At 65.7% G+C, this 14494-nt stretch carries 13 protein-coding genes; 10 read left to right on the top strand and 3 right to left on the bottom strand.

Going from position 1 to position 14494, the window contains the following annotated elements:
• Positions 1 to 178: 178 nt before the first annotated feature.
• The 3 genes from BLS61_RS07045 to BLS61_RS07035 are packed head-to-tail and all read right to left on the bottom strand — an operon-like array spanning position 179 to position 2080.
• Positions 179 to 943 (bottom strand): TOBE domain-containing protein, encoded by a 765-nt coding sequence (locus tag BLS61_RS07045; protein WP_090429304.1) that lies wholly within the window; start codon positions 941 to 943, stop codon positions 179 to 181.
• A gap of 59 nt (positions 944 to 1002) precedes the next feature.
• Entirely contained in the window at positions 1003 to 1743 is a 741-nt protein-coding gene (locus BLS61_RS07040) for a ComFC family protein (protein WP_090429303.1), read from the bottom strand.
• A 43-nt stretch (positions 1744 to 1786) separates the two neighbouring features.
• Entirely contained in the window at positions 1787 to 2080 is a 294-nt protein-coding gene (locus BLS61_RS07035; RefSeq protein WP_090429300.1) for a hypothetical protein, read from the bottom strand.
• Positions 2081 to 2277: 197 nt separating this feature from the next.
• Between BLS61_RS07035 and bioB the strand changes: the two genes are divergently transcribed.
• From bioB to BLS61_RS06985, 10 genes are all read left to right on the top strand, one after another.
• The gene (bioB, locus tag BLS61_RS07030; RefSeq protein WP_090429297.1) at positions 2278 to 3336 is read left to right on the top strand and encodes a biotin synthase BioB; all 1059 of its coding nucleotides are present in this window, start codon (positions 2278 to 2280) and stop codon (positions 3334 to 3336) included.
• Between the two features lie 76 nt (positions 3337 to 3412).
• A complete protein-coding gene (gene bioF / locus BLS61_RS07025) occupies positions 3413 to 4582 on the top strand; it encodes an 8-amino-7-oxononanoate synthase (RefSeq protein ID WP_090429294.1) in 1170 nt (389 codons plus the stop codon).
• Positions 4575 to 5303 (top strand): alpha/beta fold hydrolase, encoded by a 729-nt coding sequence (locus BLS61_RS07020; RefSeq protein WP_090429291.1) that lies wholly within the window; start codon positions 4575 to 4577, stop codon positions 5301 to 5303. Before bioF ends, BLS61_RS07020 begins: the two co-directional genes overlap by 8 nt.
• A 477-nt stretch (positions 5304 to 5780) precedes the next feature.
• Positions 5781 to 6584 (top strand): malonyl-ACP O-methyltransferase BioC, encoded by an 804-nt coding sequence (gene bioC, locus BLS61_RS07015; protein WP_090429290.1) that lies wholly within the window; start codon positions 5781 to 5783, stop codon positions 6582 to 6584.
• A 224-nt stretch (positions 6585 to 6808) separates the two neighbouring features.
• Positions 6809 to 7495, top strand: coding sequence for a dethiobiotin synthase (bioD, locus tag BLS61_RS07010; protein ID WP_090429287.1), 687 nt, complete (start codon positions 6809 to 6811; stop codon positions 7493 to 7495).
• 99 nt (positions 7496 to 7594) lie between these two features.
• On the top strand, positions 7595 to 7903 hold the full coding sequence (locus tag BLS61_RS07005) for a hypothetical protein (RefSeq protein WP_090429284.1): 309 nt from the start codon (positions 7595 to 7597) through the stop codon (positions 7901 to 7903).
• A gap of 52 nt (positions 7904 to 7955) precedes the next feature.
• A complete protein-coding gene (locus BLS61_RS07000; RefSeq protein WP_090429279.1) occupies positions 7956 to 8687 on the top strand; it encodes a putative metalloprotease CJM1_0395 family protein in 732 nt (243 codons plus the stop codon).
• Between the two features lie 169 nt (positions 8688 to 8856).
• The gene (locus BLS61_RS06995; RefSeq protein WP_090429276.1) at positions 8857 to 10662 is read left to right on the top strand and encodes a phenylacyl-CoA dehydrogenase; all 1806 of its coding nucleotides are present in this window, start codon (positions 8857 to 8859) and stop codon (positions 10660 to 10662) included.
• A gap of 113 nt (positions 10663 to 10775) precedes the next feature.
• Positions 10776 to 12095 carry a GGDEF domain-containing protein gene (locus BLS61_RS06990; protein ID WP_394328137.1) on the top strand — a complete coding sequence of 440 codons (1320 nt, stop codon included), beginning with the start codon at positions 10776 to 10778 and terminating at the stop codon, positions 12093 to 12095.
• 165 nt (positions 12096 to 12260) lie between these two features.
• Positions 12261 to 14039 (top strand): acyl-CoA dehydrogenase C-terminal domain-containing protein, encoded by a 1779-nt coding sequence (locus BLS61_RS06985; RefSeq protein WP_090429269.1) that lies wholly within the window; start codon positions 12261 to 12263, stop codon positions 14037 to 14039.
• Positions 14040 to 14494 lie beyond the last annotated feature (455 nt).

The following is a 14494-nucleotide window of genomic DNA, read 5'->3' as shown; positions in this document are numbered from 1 at the left end:
TGTACCTGGCGGATGGTCTGGCCGTAGGGCGGTTGCAACACGCCGCTGAAATGGCTGGCGGGTTGCACCCGCCCTACAGTTGCGTGCCCAGCCTTGTAGCCCGGATGAAATCCGGGGCAAGCCCCTGCGAAATTCCCGTATTTCATCCGCGCTAGGGTTATGCCGGGTCGCACCCTTTCTACAGCTGCGTGCCCAGCAACACCTGACTGGCAGCGAACTGCGCGCGCACCGGGTCGCCGTCGACCAGGCCCAGCGTCGCCAGGTGTTGCGGCTCGACCGAGGCGCACAGCGTCTGACCGTTGGCCAGGCTCACACGCACTTCGCTGGGGCCATCGCTGGCCGGCAGGATCTGCTCGATGCGGCCTTCCAGTGCGTTGCGCTCGACGTCTGCCGGCTGGCTCAGCGGTTGCAGCTCCAGCCAGCCGGCCTTGATCAGGGCAACCACGCTGCTGCCAGCGCTCAGCTGCAGGTTCTCCGTGCTGTCATGGGTGATCAGCGCCTGCAGGTGGCAGCCACCAGGCAGTTCGATAGTGATCAGGTCGTTGTGCCCCTGCGCATGAATCGCATGCACGCGGCCGGTCAGCTGGTTGCGCGCACTGGTGCGCAGCATCAGGCGGCCGAGCAGCTCCAGGTCGGCATCGTCACCGGCGGCCTGCAGCAACTGCATCTGCAACGCCTGCAGGCGTCGCTGCAGTGCCAGCAGTCGCTCGCCGGCGGGCGTCAGACGTGCGCCGCCTCCGCCCTTGCCGCCGACACTGCGGCTGACCAGAGGCTGTTCGGACAGGTTGTTCAGCTCGTCGATGGCATCCCAGGCCGCCTTGTAGCTCAGCCCGGCAGCCTTGGCGGCACGGGTGATGGAGCCTTGTTCGGCGATCTGTTCGAGCAGGGCCAGGCGTTTCGGTCGACGGCTGAGCAGTTGGGCGAGGGGATCGAGCTGCGACATGGTTCGGGCATGGCAAAAAGGATGTCGGCACGGTGCGCGACTGTGCCAGGTGCGTCAAGTCAACCATCGCCCGGCCGCGGCGTACGTGCCAGGCAATAGACGTCGACCCGCAGGGCGCCAGCGCGTCGCAGCAACTGAGCGAGCATCCCGGCCGTCGCCCCCGTGGTAAGCACGTCGTCGACCAGCGCCAGGTGAGCGCCGGCAACCTGCGCTTGCAGGCCGAGGCTGAATGCCTGGCGCAGGTTGCGCTTGCGCGTGGCGGCATCCAGACCCTGCTGGGCGGGCGTATCGAGACGGCGCTGCAGCCAGTCATTGTGTACTGGCAGCTTCAGGCTGGCGCCCAGCCAGTCGGCGAGCATCTGCGCCTGGTTGAAGCCGCGCTGCCGTTGTCGCCTGCGTGCCAGCGGCACCGGCAGCAGGGCCTGCGGCCTTGGCAGACCTTCGTCGTAGGCGTGGCCGAGATGCTCGGCCAGCAGTTCGGCGAGCAGACGACCATGGGGCCACTGCGCCTGGTGCTTGAAACGGGTGATCAGATTGTCGACCGGAAAGGCGTAGCGCCAGGGCGCTTCCACGCGGGTGAAGCTCGGCGGCTTGTTCTGGCAGGCGCCGCAGATCAGCCCGTGAGCCGCCAGCGGCACCGCGCAGACCTGACAGTGCGCGCCGAGCCAGGGCAGCTCGGCTTCGCAGGCGGTGCAGATGCTGTGCGTGGGGTGATCGGTTGCTTCATCGCAAAGCTGGCAATGGCGGCGTGGTTGCAGCCAGGGCAGGCGGCGCAGCGAGGTGAGGTCGAACAGTGGCATGGCGGCTCATCCGTGAGCGAGGATACCGGAAGTGTAGCCAGCGTCAGCGGATCAGCCAGCCCATGACGATCAGACCGAGAAACAGCCAGATCACCCCACCGATGATCGAGCCGCGCAGGAACGAGCGCACGCCGTTGAAGAGAAACAGCAGACCGATGATCAGCAGAATGATGCTGAAGATCGACACGTCCATGCCGATGGCCCTGGCCAACCCATGGAGAAAGTCGTCGATGGCATCGGCCATCGCGCCCAGCACGCCGGACAGCATGTCGACGATGAAACGGATGGCGCGGCCCAGCGCTTCGCCGAGTCCTTCGAAAAAACCTTCTACTTGCATGCAGAGCATCCTGTTGAGGGGTTAGGCATTTGGCCTTATGCCATGTGAGAAGTTCTGTTGATCGATAAATGATCAGATGTAAACCTGTGTCTTTGTGCTGGTTGACAGCATCCAATCGCCACTTATGATGGCCAAAGCCTGAATGCCCCGCTGTGGACCCGACAACAGATGCCGCCAAGCGTCGAAGGACTTCTCTGATGAGCGCAACCGCTGAAACCACCACCCGTCACGACTGGACTCTCGCCGAGGTTCGCGCACTGTTCGAGCAGCCGTTCAACGACCTGCTGTTCCAGGCGCAGAGCGTCCATCGTCAGCACTTCGACCCCAACCGTGTGCAGGTCTCGACGCTGCTGTCGATCAAGACCGGCGCCTGCCCGGAAGACTGCAAGTACTGCCCGCAGTCCGGCCACTACAACACCGGCCTGGACAAGGAAAAGCTGATGGAGGTGGAGAAGGTGCTCAAGGCCGCCGCCGAGGCCAAGGCCATCGGCTCCACCCGTTTCTGCATGGGCGCGGCGTGGAAGCATCCGTCGGCCAAGGACATGCCCTACGTGCTGGAAATGGTGAAGGGCGTGAAGAAGCTCGGTCTGGAAACCTGCATGACCCTCGGCCGCCTCGACCAGGAGCAGACCCAGGCGCTGGCCGAGGCGGGGCTGGACTACTACAACCACAACCTCGACACCTCACCGGAGTTCTACGGCAACATCATCACCACCCGCACCTACGGTGAGCGTCTGCAGACCCTGGCCTACGTGCGCGAGGCGGGGATGAAGATCTGCTCCGGCGGCATCCTCGGCATGGGCGAGTCGGTGGACGACCGCGCGGGGTTGTTGATCCAGCTGGCCAACCTGCCGGAACACCCGGAAAGCGTGCCGATCAACATGCTGGTCAAGGTCAAGGGCACGCCATTGGCTGAGGAGAAGGACGTCGACCCGTTCGACTTCATCCGCACCCTGGCCGTGGCGCGCATCATGATGCCGAAATCCCATGTACGCCTGTCCGCCGGCCGCGAGCAGATGAACGAGCAGATGCAGGCCCTGGCCTTCATGGCTGGTGCCAACTCGATCTTCTACGGCGAGAAGCTGCTGACCACCGCCAACCCCCAGGCGGACAAGGACATGGCCCTGTTCAGGCGCCTCGGTATCAAGCCGGAAGAGCGCGAGGAACATGCCGACGAGGTGCACCAGGCGGCCATCGAGCAGGCGCTGGTCGAGCAGCGCGATTCCAGGTTGTTCTACAACGCCGCTTCGGCCTGATTCCTTTGTATGTAGGAGCGAGCTCCGCTCGCGAATGACACCCTGTCCTGGCTTTTCGCTCCTACGGGGAACGTGCATGAGTTTCGATCTCGCTAGCCGCCTGGCCAAGCGCCAGGCCGCCGATCTGTTCCGCCAGCGCCCGCTGCTGCAGACCCCGCAGGGGCCGCAGGTGCGCGCCGACGATCAGGAGCTGCTGGCCTTCTGTTCCAACGACTACCTGGGCCTGGCCAATCACCCCGAGGTGATCCGTGCCCTGCAGCTGGGCGCGGAAAAATGGGGCGTCGGCGGCGGCGCCTCGCATCTGGTAATCGGCCACAGCACGCCGCACCACGAGCTGGAAGAGGCGCTGGCGGAATTCACCGGGCGCCCGCGGGCGCTGCTGTTCTCCACCGGCTACATGGCCAACCTGGCGGTCGTCACCGCGCTGCTGGGGCAGGGCGACAGCGTGCTGCAGGATCGCCTCAATCATGCCTCGCTGCTCGATGCCGGCCTGCTCTCGGGGGCGCGATTCTCGCGCTACCTGCACAACGATGCGGTGAGCCTGGCCAATCGCCTGCGCAAGGTCAGCGGCAACTGCCTGGTGGTCACCGATGGCGTGTTCAGCATGGACGGTGACCTCGCCAACCTTCCCGCACTGTGCGCTGAGGCGCGTGCCGCCCAGGCCTGGGTGATGGTCGACGACGCTCATGGCTTCGGCCCGCTGGGCGCCACCGGCGGCGGCATCGTCGAGCACTTCGGCCTGGGCCAGGATGATGTGCAGGTGCTGGTCGGCACCCTGGGCAAGGCCTTCGGTACCGCCGGTGCCTTCGTTGCCGGCAGCGAGGAGCTGATCGAGACCCTGATCCAGTTCGCCCGCCCTTACATCTACACCACCAGCCAGCCGCCGGCGGTGGCCTGCGCCACGCTGAAAAGCCTGGAGCTGCTGCGCAGCGAAAGCTGGCGCCGCGAGCACCTGCAGCGGCTGATCGCGCGCTTCCGCCAGGGTGCGGCCGAGATCGGCCTGAGCCTGATGGACAGCCCGACGCCGATCCAGCCGATCCTGGTTGGCGACAGCGCCCGGGCGTTGAAACTCTCGGCCCTGCTCAAGGACCGCGGCCTGCTGGTCGGCGCCATCCGCCCTCCGACCGTACCGGCGGGCAGCGCGCGGCTGCGCGTGACCCTGTCCGCCGCGCACAGCGAGGCGCAGCTCGAGCTGCTGCTGGACGCTCTGGCCGACTGCTGGCCGCAGGTACAAAACAATGCGTGAAACGCTGATGCTGTTGCCGGGCTGGGGCCTGGAGGGAGCCGTGCTGCAGCCATTGGTCGATGCGCTGGGGAGCGAGGTGAAAGTTCAGGTGCCGGCCCTGCCACGGCTGACCGGCGCGGCGCCAGGCGACTGGCTCGACGAACTGGACACACGCCTGCCGCATGACTGCTGGCTGGCCGGCTGGTCGCTTGGCGGCATGCTCGCCAGCGCCCTGGCTGCTCGCCGCGGCCACCGTTGTCGGGGCCTGATCACCCTGGCCAGCAACGCCTGTTTCGTGGCCAGCGACAGCTGGCCGCAAGCGATGCCGGCGGCCACCTACGCCGCCTTTTACCAGGGTTGCCAGGACAATGCAGGCGCTACCCTCAAGCGCTTCGCCATGCTCTGCGCACAGGGCGGCGCCGACGCCCGAGGCCTGTCGCGACAGCTGCACAGCCATTTGTCTCGCAGCGACGAGCCTGCCCTGCTGGCCGGCTTGCGTCTGTTGGCGAGCCTGGACAATCGCGCGGCGCTGGCCGCGTTCGCTGGGCCGCAACTGCACCTGCTGGCCGAGCAGGATGCTCTGGTACCGGCTGCCGTCAGCGATGACCTGCTGGGGCTTGTGCCGGCTGGCGAGGTGGACGTGCTGGAGGGGTGCGGTCATGCCTTCGTCCTGGAGCAGCCACACATGCTGGCGGCGCTGTTGCTCGACTTTATCCGTGAGGCCAACGATGGTGGCGTGTAGGGGGCTGGCTTGCTGGCGCGAGCTGCCGCAATCCCTTGGTGCGCATGGCGCACCCTACGCAGGGGGATCGCACCCTCGCTTCCCGGGGATGCCGAGCATCCGTAGGGTGCGCCGCGCGCGCCAGCTGCCGAAATTTTTTGGTGCGCATGGCGCACCCTACGGAGAAGCGTCGCGTACTCGCTCTCCCGGTATGCCGAGTGCTCGTAGGGTGCGCCGCGCGCGCCAGCTGCCGGAATTTTCTGGTGCGCATGGCGCACCCTACGTAGAAGCGTCGCACCTTCGCTTTCCGGGTATGCCGAGTGCCCGTAGGGTGCGCCGCGCGCACCAGCTGCCGGAATTTTCTGGTGCGCATGGCGCACCCTACGTAGAGGCGTCGCACCCCCGCTTTCCGGGGATGCCGAGCACTCGTAGGGTGCGCCGCGCGCACCAGCTGTGCGTATCCCCCGGCGTACAGGCCACCGTCTGCGAGGGCCGCCCATGAGCGAGCAAGCCGAGTACGGCGGTCTGCCGGACAAGCGCCAGGTCGCCGCCTCCTTTTCCCGCGCTGCCGAAAGTTATGACGCCGTGGCCGAGTTGCAGCGCAGTGTCGGCGAGCAGCTGTTGGCGCGTCTGCCCGCGTCGCTGCAACCGCAGCGCTGGCTGGATCTGGGCTGCGGCACGGGATTTTTCACCCGCGCCCTGGCCGAGCGTTACCCCTCAGGCGAGGGCGTGGCGGTGGATATCGCCGAGGGCATGTTGCGCCATGCCAGGCCTCAGGGCGGCGCGCTGCACTTCATCGCCGGTGATGCCGAAGCCCTGCCGCTGCAAGGCGCCAGCGTCGATCTGCTGTTCTCCAGCCTGGCCCTGCAGTGGTGCGGAGATTTTCAGCGGGTGTTGAGCGAGGCCCGGCGCGTGCTGCGCCCCGGCGGCATGATGGCCTTTTCCAGCCTGTGCGTCGGCACCCTGCAGGAGCTGCGCGACAGCTGGCAGGCGGTCGATGGCTTCGTCCACGTCAACCGCTTTCGCCGCTTCGAGGACTATCAGCAGCTCTGTGCAGGCAGCGAGATGCAGGTGCTGGCGCTGCAGCGCCGGGCCGAAACCCTGCATTTTGCCGATGTGCGTAGCCTGACCCGTTCGCTCAAGGACCTCGGCGCGCACAACCTTAACCCCGGCCGCCCGGGCGGGCTGACCGGTCCCGCGCGGATTCGCGCGCTGATCGAGGCCTATGAGACGTTCCGCCAGCCAGCCGGGCTGCCCGCCACTTACCAGGTGGTCTACGGCGTGCTGGGCAAACCCCGCTAGCGCGGTTTCGCGGCGCGGCAGAATGCATTCGGATGTCGCAGAGGAAAGCAACATGACTCACGGCTGCTTCGCGACCGGCACCGATACCCGGCTTGCCCCAAGGAGCCGGCAAGACCACCCCGGCATAGGATTCGACCGATGACCCACGCCTACTTCGCGACCGGCACCGATACCCGGCTTGCTCCAAGGAGCCGGCAAGACCACCCCGGCATAGGATTCGACCGATGACTCACGCCTACTTCGTTACTGGTACCGATACTGAAATCGGCAAGACCACCATCGCTGCCGGACTGCTGCATGCCGCGCGTCTGCACGGGCTGAGCACGGCGGCGGCCAAACCGGTGGCCTCCGGCTGCGTCGCCAGCACCGACGGCCTGCGCAATGACGATGCCCTCGCGCTGCTGGCGCAGTGCTCCCTGCCGCTGCGCTACGAGGAGGTCAACCCGCTGGCCTTCGAACCGGCCATCGCGCCGCACCTGGCGGCACGCGAGGCCGGGGTGCAGCTGGATGTCGCCAGTCTGCTCGGGCCGGTAAGGGCGATCCTGACCAAGGGCGCGGATTTCGCTCTGGTGGAAGGTGCCGGCGGCTGGCGTGTGCCCCTGGCCGGCACCGAGAACCTTTCCGATTTCGCCGTGGCACTCGGGCTGCCGGTGATTCTGGTGGTTGGCGTGCGCCTTGGCTGCATCAACCACGCCGTGTTGAGCGCCGAAGCCATTGCCCGCGATGGTCTGCAGTTGGCGGGCTGGGTGGCCAACGTGGTCGACCCGCAGACTTCGCGCCTGGAGGAAAACCTGGCGACCCTCGCCGAGCGCTTGCCAGCACCCTGCCTGGGTCAGGTGCCACGGCTGGCGAGCGCACAGGCCGCGGCGGTGGCGGGGCATCTCAGCCTTGAGCGGCTGGCAGACTGGTAATAAACAGCAAACAGACGATAGCCTTTTGTCTGTACATTTTTTAGCCGTCTTCTGCTTCAATACAGGACGTCAGGTTCTATTTCCCCCAGGGAGCTGTCGATGGAAATCTCCGCCAATGCATTCAACTCGGGTCTGAGCGGCATTCAGGCCGGGCAGCGTCGTGTCGAGCAGGCTGCCGTCGAGATCGCCAGCAATTCCGTCAGCCAGCCAGCGCAGCAGCCGGCGAGCCAGCAGACCCCGGCACAGAATCAGGTCAACCAGGCGCCACGCGCTGCCGAGCAGACCCGTCCCGACCTCGCCGAGAGTCTGGTGGCGTTGCGCGTCGGTGAGAACGAGGTGCGCGCCAACGCACGGGTGGTGGAAACCGCCGACGAAGTGCTGGGCACCCTGATCGACACCCGTGCATAGGTAGTTCCGCCCCGGCCGCTGCAGCGGCCAGCAACGGGGCAGGAGGGAGCACATGCTGATCGGCAACAGTCTGCCGTCGTTCGCACCTGCGCCCTCCGCCGCGCCGGCCCGCCCGCTTTCGTCCGATGTCTCCCCCGATATGCTCCGCGCCGATCTGTCGCCGGTGGCCGCTGCTCAGGAACAGCAGGCGGATTCGGCCGCCTCGGGACGCGAGGAGGCCGATCGCCCTGCCACCGAAGGGCGTGCCGCCGACAGCGAGCCCAGCCCGCAGGAGCAGCGCCTGGAACAGCTGGAAATCGCCGAACTGGTGCAGCGCGACCGCGAGGTCCGTGCGCACGAGCAGGCACACGCGGCCGTGGGCGGCCAGTACGCCGGAGCTCCCACCTACAGCTTCAAGCGCGGGCCCGATGGCCAGCGTTACGCCGTGTCCGGCGAAGTCAGCATCGATACCGCGCCCGTTCCCAACGACCCTGAGGCCACCTTGCGCAAGATGGAGATCGTCCTGCGTGCGGCGTTGGCCCCGGTTGAACCCTCTGCGCAGGACCTGCGTGTGGCTGCGCTGGCCCAGGCGCAGGCCGCCCAGGCACGCGTCGAGCTGGCCGAGCTGCGTCGTGAGGAGGCTGCGGCAGCGGAGCAGGCGCGCGACGAACGTGCCCAGGCCCGGCGCGACGAGCAGCAACAGACGGGCCAGCAGCAGGCCGCGCAGTCAGCGCCTAATCTTGATCTGTATCGGCGTCTGGGTGAATTGCCCGCGCCTGAGCCGCGTGTCGATCTGGTCGCGTAGCGGGCCGATTGGCAGCGCTTGACAAGGGGTTGGCGTAAACGTATGTTTCAAACGCCTGTTTGATTGCTTTGGCCGCAGCCGCGTGCGAGGCAGCCGGGAGTGATCCCGAGAGCGACCGCCAAAGCCGGTCACCCCAACTACTAGGAATCCACCGCAGAGGTTTACCGTTATGCCTGACTACAAGGCCCCCTTGCGTGACATTCGTTTCGTTCGTGACGAGCTGCTGGGCTATGAAGCTCACTATCAGAGCCTGCCAGGTTGCCAGGACGCCACTCCGGACATGGTCGACGCCATCCTCGAAGAAGGCGCCAAGTTCTGCGAGCAGGTTCTGGCTCCGCTGAACCGTGTGGGTGACACCGAGGGCTGTACCTGGAGCGAATCCGGCGTGAAGACCCCGACCGGCTTCAAAGAGGCTTATCAGCAGTTCGTCGAGGGCGGCTGGCCGAGCCTGGCCCATGACGTCGAGCACGGCGGCCAAGGCCTGCCGGAATCCCTCGGCCTGGCCATCAGCGAGATGGTCGGTTCGGCCAACTGGTCCTGGGGCATGTACCCGGGCCTGTCCCACGGCGCCATGAACACCCTGAGCGCTCACGGCACCGACGAGCAGAAGCACACCTACCTGACCAAGCTGGTTTCCGGCGAGTGGACCGGCACCATGTGCCTGACCGAGCCGCATTGCGGCACCGACCTGGGCATGCTGCGCACCAAGGCCGAGCCGCAGGCCGACGGCAGCTACAAGGTCACCGGTACCAAGATCTTCATTTCCGCTGGTGAGCACGACATGGCCGACAACATCGTCCATATCGTTCTGGCCCGCCTGCCCGATGCCCCGGCCGGTACCAAGGGTATCTCGCTGTTCATCGTGCCGAAGTTCCTGCCCAACGCCGAAGGCGGCGTAGGCGAGCGCAACGCCGTTTCCTGTGGCTCCATCGAGCACAAGATGGGCATCCACGGCAACGCCACCTGCGTGATGAACTTCGACGGTGCCACCGGCTTCCTGATCGGCCCGGCCAACAAGGGCCTGAACTGCATGTTCACCTTCATGAACACCGCTCGTCTGGGGACCGCGCTGCAAGGCCTGGCCCACGCCGAAGTCGGCTTCCAGGGTGGTATCAAGTACGCCCGCGAGCGTCTGCAGATGCGTTCGCTGACCGGCCCGAAAGCCCCGGAAAAAGCCGCTGACCCGATCATCGTGCATCCGGACGTGCGTCGCATGCTGCTGACCATGAAGGCGTTCGCCGAAGGCAACCGCGCCATGGTCTACTTCACCGCCAAGCAAGTGGACATCGTCAAGTACAGCCAGAACGAAGAAGAGAAGAAGGCCGCCGACGAGCTGCTGGCCTTCCTGACTCCGATCGCCAAGGCGTTCATGACCGAAGTGGGCTTCGAAGCCGCTTCCCACGGCATGCAGATCTACGGTGGCCACGGCTTCATCAGCGAGTGGGGCATGGAGCAGAACCTGCGCGACTGCCGCATCTCCATGATGTACGAAGGCACCACCGGCGTTCAGGCGCTGGACCTGCTGGGTCGCAAGGTGCTGATGACTCAGGGCGGCGCGCTGAAGAACTTCACCAAGATCGTGCACAAGTTCTGCCAGGCCAACGAAGGCAACGACTCCGTCAAGGAGTTCATCGAGCCGCTGGCCAAGCTGAACAAGGAGTGGGGCGACGTCACCATGAAGATCGGCATGGCTGCGATGAAGGATCGCGAGGAAGTCGGTGCCGCCTCCGTGGACTACCTGATGTACTCCGGCTACGCCTGCCTGGCTTACTTCTGGGCCGACATGGCGCGCCTGGCCGCCGAGAAGCTGGCTGCCGGTACCGGAGACGAGGCCTTCTACAAGGCCAAGCTGCAGACCGCGCGCTTCTACTTCGCACGCATCCTGCCGCGCACCCGCGCGCACGTCGAAGCCATGCTGTCCGGCGCCAACAACCTGATGGAGATGGACGAAGAGCATTTCGCTCTGGGTTTCTAATCCGGTTAGGTTGAATCACAACGCCGCCCTCGGGGCGGCGTTGTCGTTTTTGCGCCGTGCATTGAAGCGAATGTCGCATCCTGTCGCTGTTTTCAGGAGTTGAAGCAGGCAGAATGCCTGCATCTACCGTCCGGGATGCCAGCGTGATTCGTCCGGCCAATCTGCGCCTCAGTCACTTCTTCTCCTCGCTGCCCTTGCTGGTCGGTGGGCTGGTGGCTGCACGCTTGCCGGCGCTCGGCGACTTCTTCCTGTCCCTGTTCAACGTGTTGCCAACCCTCCTGCTGCTGCTGGGAGGCGCCTTCTGTCTGGTCTATGGCCGCCAGCGCGAGGTGTTCCTGCTGCTGGCGCTGTATGTCGGCTATTTCCTGCTGGATATCCAGGTCGATCACTTCCGTGACAGCGGTCAGGTACGCGACGATGCCGCGCTGGTCTTTCACCTGGTCTGCCTGCTGCTGCCGCTGCTCTACGCCTTGTACGGCTGCTGGGAAGAACGCTCGCACCTGGCGCAGGACATGCTGGCTCGCGCGCTGGTACTGCTGGCGATCGGTGCGGTGGCCTTCGGCCTGGCGCGGCGTTATCCGCAGGGCATCGCCGAGTGGCTGGCGCAGATTCACTGGCCGGCGCTGCATGGCGCCTGGATGAACCTGGCGCAGCTGGCCTATCTGATGTTCCTGCTGGCCTTCGTCGCCTTGCTGGTGCAGTACCTGCGTCGTCCTCGACCGCTGCACGCGGCGCAACTGCTGGGGTTGTGCGGCCTGCTTTGGATGCTGCCGCAGGTATTCATCCTGGCCAACGCGCTGCAGGTGATGATCAGCATGGTGATGCTCATGCTGGTGGCTTCGGTGGCTCATGAGGCCTACCAGATGGCGTTCCGCGACGAGCTCACCGGGCTGCCGGGTCGGCGCGCACTCAACGAGCGCCTGCAGCGTCTGGGGCGTGACTACGTGATCGCCATGGTCGACGTCGATCATTTCAAGAAATTCAACGACACCCACGGTCACGATGTCGGCGATCAGGTGCTGCGCCTGGTCGCCAGCCAGCTGCGCAAGGTCGGCGGTGGCGGCAAGGCCTATCGCTACGGCGGCGAGGAGTTCACCCTGCTGTTCCCCGGCAGGAGCCTGGAGCAGTGTCTGCCGCATATGGAGGCCGTGCGCCTGGCCATCGAGCAGTACCGCATGCAACTGCGCGACAAGCAGAACCGGCCACGCGACGATCGCGAGGGCAAGCCGCGCCGCGCCGGCAAGGGGGCCAGCGAGGTGTCGGTGACCGTCAGCATTGGCGTGGCCGAGCGCAAGGCGGAGCAGCGCAACCCTCAGGAAGTGATCAAGGAAGCGGACAAGGCGCTGTACAGCGCCAAGGCCGCCGGGCGCAACTGCATCCGCAGCGCCGGCCAGCGTCGTGGCGCCGTCAAGCTGGCCTCCGGGGGCGAATAGCCGAGTCGGCGACGAGCGGTCAATGAGGTTTTTCCTCCGCTCTTCATCAATCAGATAGTTAGTGACCTTTATCGAATAATTGGTCACAACACGACCCTATGTGTCTGTAAAGTTGTTCAAGTAAACTCGGCCCTCTCACGTAAGTCCGTTTTTCGAGGATGTGTCATGGCCGATTACCAAGCCCCCCTGCGCGACATGCGCTTCGTGCTCAATGAAGTTTTCGAAGTTTCCAAGCTTTGGGCCGAGCTGCCGGCCCTGGCCGAGGTGGTGGATGCAGAGACTGCCAGCGCCATCCTGGAAGAAGCTGGCAAGGTCACTGCCGGCAGCATCGCCCCGCTGAACCGCAGCGGCGACGAGGAAGGCTGCAGCTGGGATAACGGCGTGGTGAAGACCCCGGCCGGCTTCCCCGAGGCCTACCGCACCTACGCCGAAGGCGGCTGGGTCGGTGTCGGCGGTTCGCCGGAGTTCGGCGGCATGGGCATGCCCAAGGTGATCGGCGCGCAGGTCGAGGAGATGGTCAACTCGGCCAACCTGTCCTTCGGCCTGTACCCGATGCTCACCGCCGGCGCCTGCCTGTCGATCCTCAACCACGCCAGCGAAGAGCTGAAGGCGCAGTACCTGCCGAACATGTATGCCGGCGTCTGGGCCGGCTCCATGTGCCTGACCGAGCCGCATGCCGGCACCGATCTCGGCATCATCCGCACCAAGGCCGAACCCCAGGCCGATGGCAGCTACAAGATCAGCGGCACCAAGATCTTCATCACCGGCGGCGAACACGACCTGACCGAGAACATCATCCACCTGGTGCTGGCCAAGCTGCCCGATGCACCGGCCGGGCCGAAAGGCATCTCGCTGTTCCTGGTGCCGAAGATCATGGTGAACGCCGACGGCTCGCTGGGCGAGAAGAACGCCCTGGGCTGCGGCTCCATCGAGCACAAGATGGGCATCAAGGCCTCTGCCACCTGCGTGATGAACTTCGACGGCGCCACCGGCTATCTGGTCGGCGAAGTGAACAAGGGCCTTGCGGCGATGTTCACCATGATGAACTACGAGCGCCTGGGCGTCGGCATCCAGGGCCTGGCCCTGGGCGAGCGCAGCTACCAGAGCGCCATCGAGTACGCCCGCGAGCGCATCCAGAGCCGCGCGCCGACCGGCCCGGTGGCCAAGGACAAGGCCGCCGACCCGATCATCGTGCACCCGGACGTGCGCCGCATGCTGCTGACCATGAAGGCGTTGAACGAGGGCGGTCGCGCCTTCTCCAGCTACGTCGCCATGCAGCTCGACACCGCCAAGTACAGCGAGGACAAGGACACCGCCAGGCGCGCCGACGAACTGGTGGCGCTGCTGACCCCGGTGGCCAAGGCCTTCCTCACCGACATGGCGCTGGAGACCACCGTGCATGGCCAGCAGATCTTCGGCGGCCATGGCTTCATCCGCGAGTGGGGCCAGGAGCAGCTGGTGCGCGACTGCCGCATCACCCAGATCTACGAAGGCACCAACGGCATCCAGTCGCTGGACCTGATGGGGCGCAAGATCGTCGGCAGCGGCGGCAGCTACTACAAGCACTTCGCCGACGAGATCAAGGCCTTCGTCGCCTCGGCCGATGCCAGCCTCGCCGAGTTCACCAAGCCGCTGGCGGCGGCCGTGCAGAACCTCGATGAGCTGACCGCCTGGGTGCTGGACCGTGCCAAGAGCAACCCCAACGAGATCGGTGCGGCGTCGGTGGAGTACCTGCACGTGTTCGGCTACACCGCCTATGCCTATATGTGGGCGCTGATGGCCAGGGCCGCGCTGGGCAAGGAAGGGCAGGACGAGTTCTACGCCAGCAAGCTGGGTACCGCACGCTTCTACTTCGCCCGCCTGCTGCCGCGCATTCACTCGCTGAGTGCGTCGGTCAAGGCCGGTAGCGAGTCGCTGTATCTGCTCGACGCCGCGCAGTTCTAAGCGTCTCCCGCAACACCCGAAAGCCCCGGCCCCAGTGCCGGGGCTTTTGCGTTTTGGCGTCTCTGGTGCGCGTGAACACCGACAACCGTAGGGTGCGCCGTGCGCACCAATTGCCGGCGGGGTAGGGGTGGATGGCGCTTTATCCATCCACCAGGGCTGCCATCGCATCGCTGTGGTGGATGAAAAGAGCGTCATCCACCCTACGGCCTGGGGCTTTTGCATTTTGGGCCCCCTGGTGCGCACGGCGCACCCTACGTGAGCTGGCAACCGGGCGCGCATCAACCCCGCAAATCTGTCGCTTGCGATCCTAAAAATCCTATAGCCCCCGGATTCGGCCGCCCAGGCCGCGGACTTGCCGTGCCTGCAGCTTTTTCCTCGCCAGCGACGACAAAAAACATAATTTCGCGAATCTCTCGCGCTGCACAGAATGCGGCCAACACCCAGCGGCTAGCCGC

The organism is Ectopseudomonas guguanensis, from assembly GCF_900104265.1.
Classification (GTDB): Bacteria; Pseudomonadota; Gammaproteobacteria; order Pseudomonadales; family Pseudomonadaceae; genus Aquipseudomonas; species Aquipseudomonas guguanensis.
The sequence above is the reverse complement of the archived record's forward strand: the minus strand, read 5'-3'. Positions and strand labels throughout refer to the sequence as shown.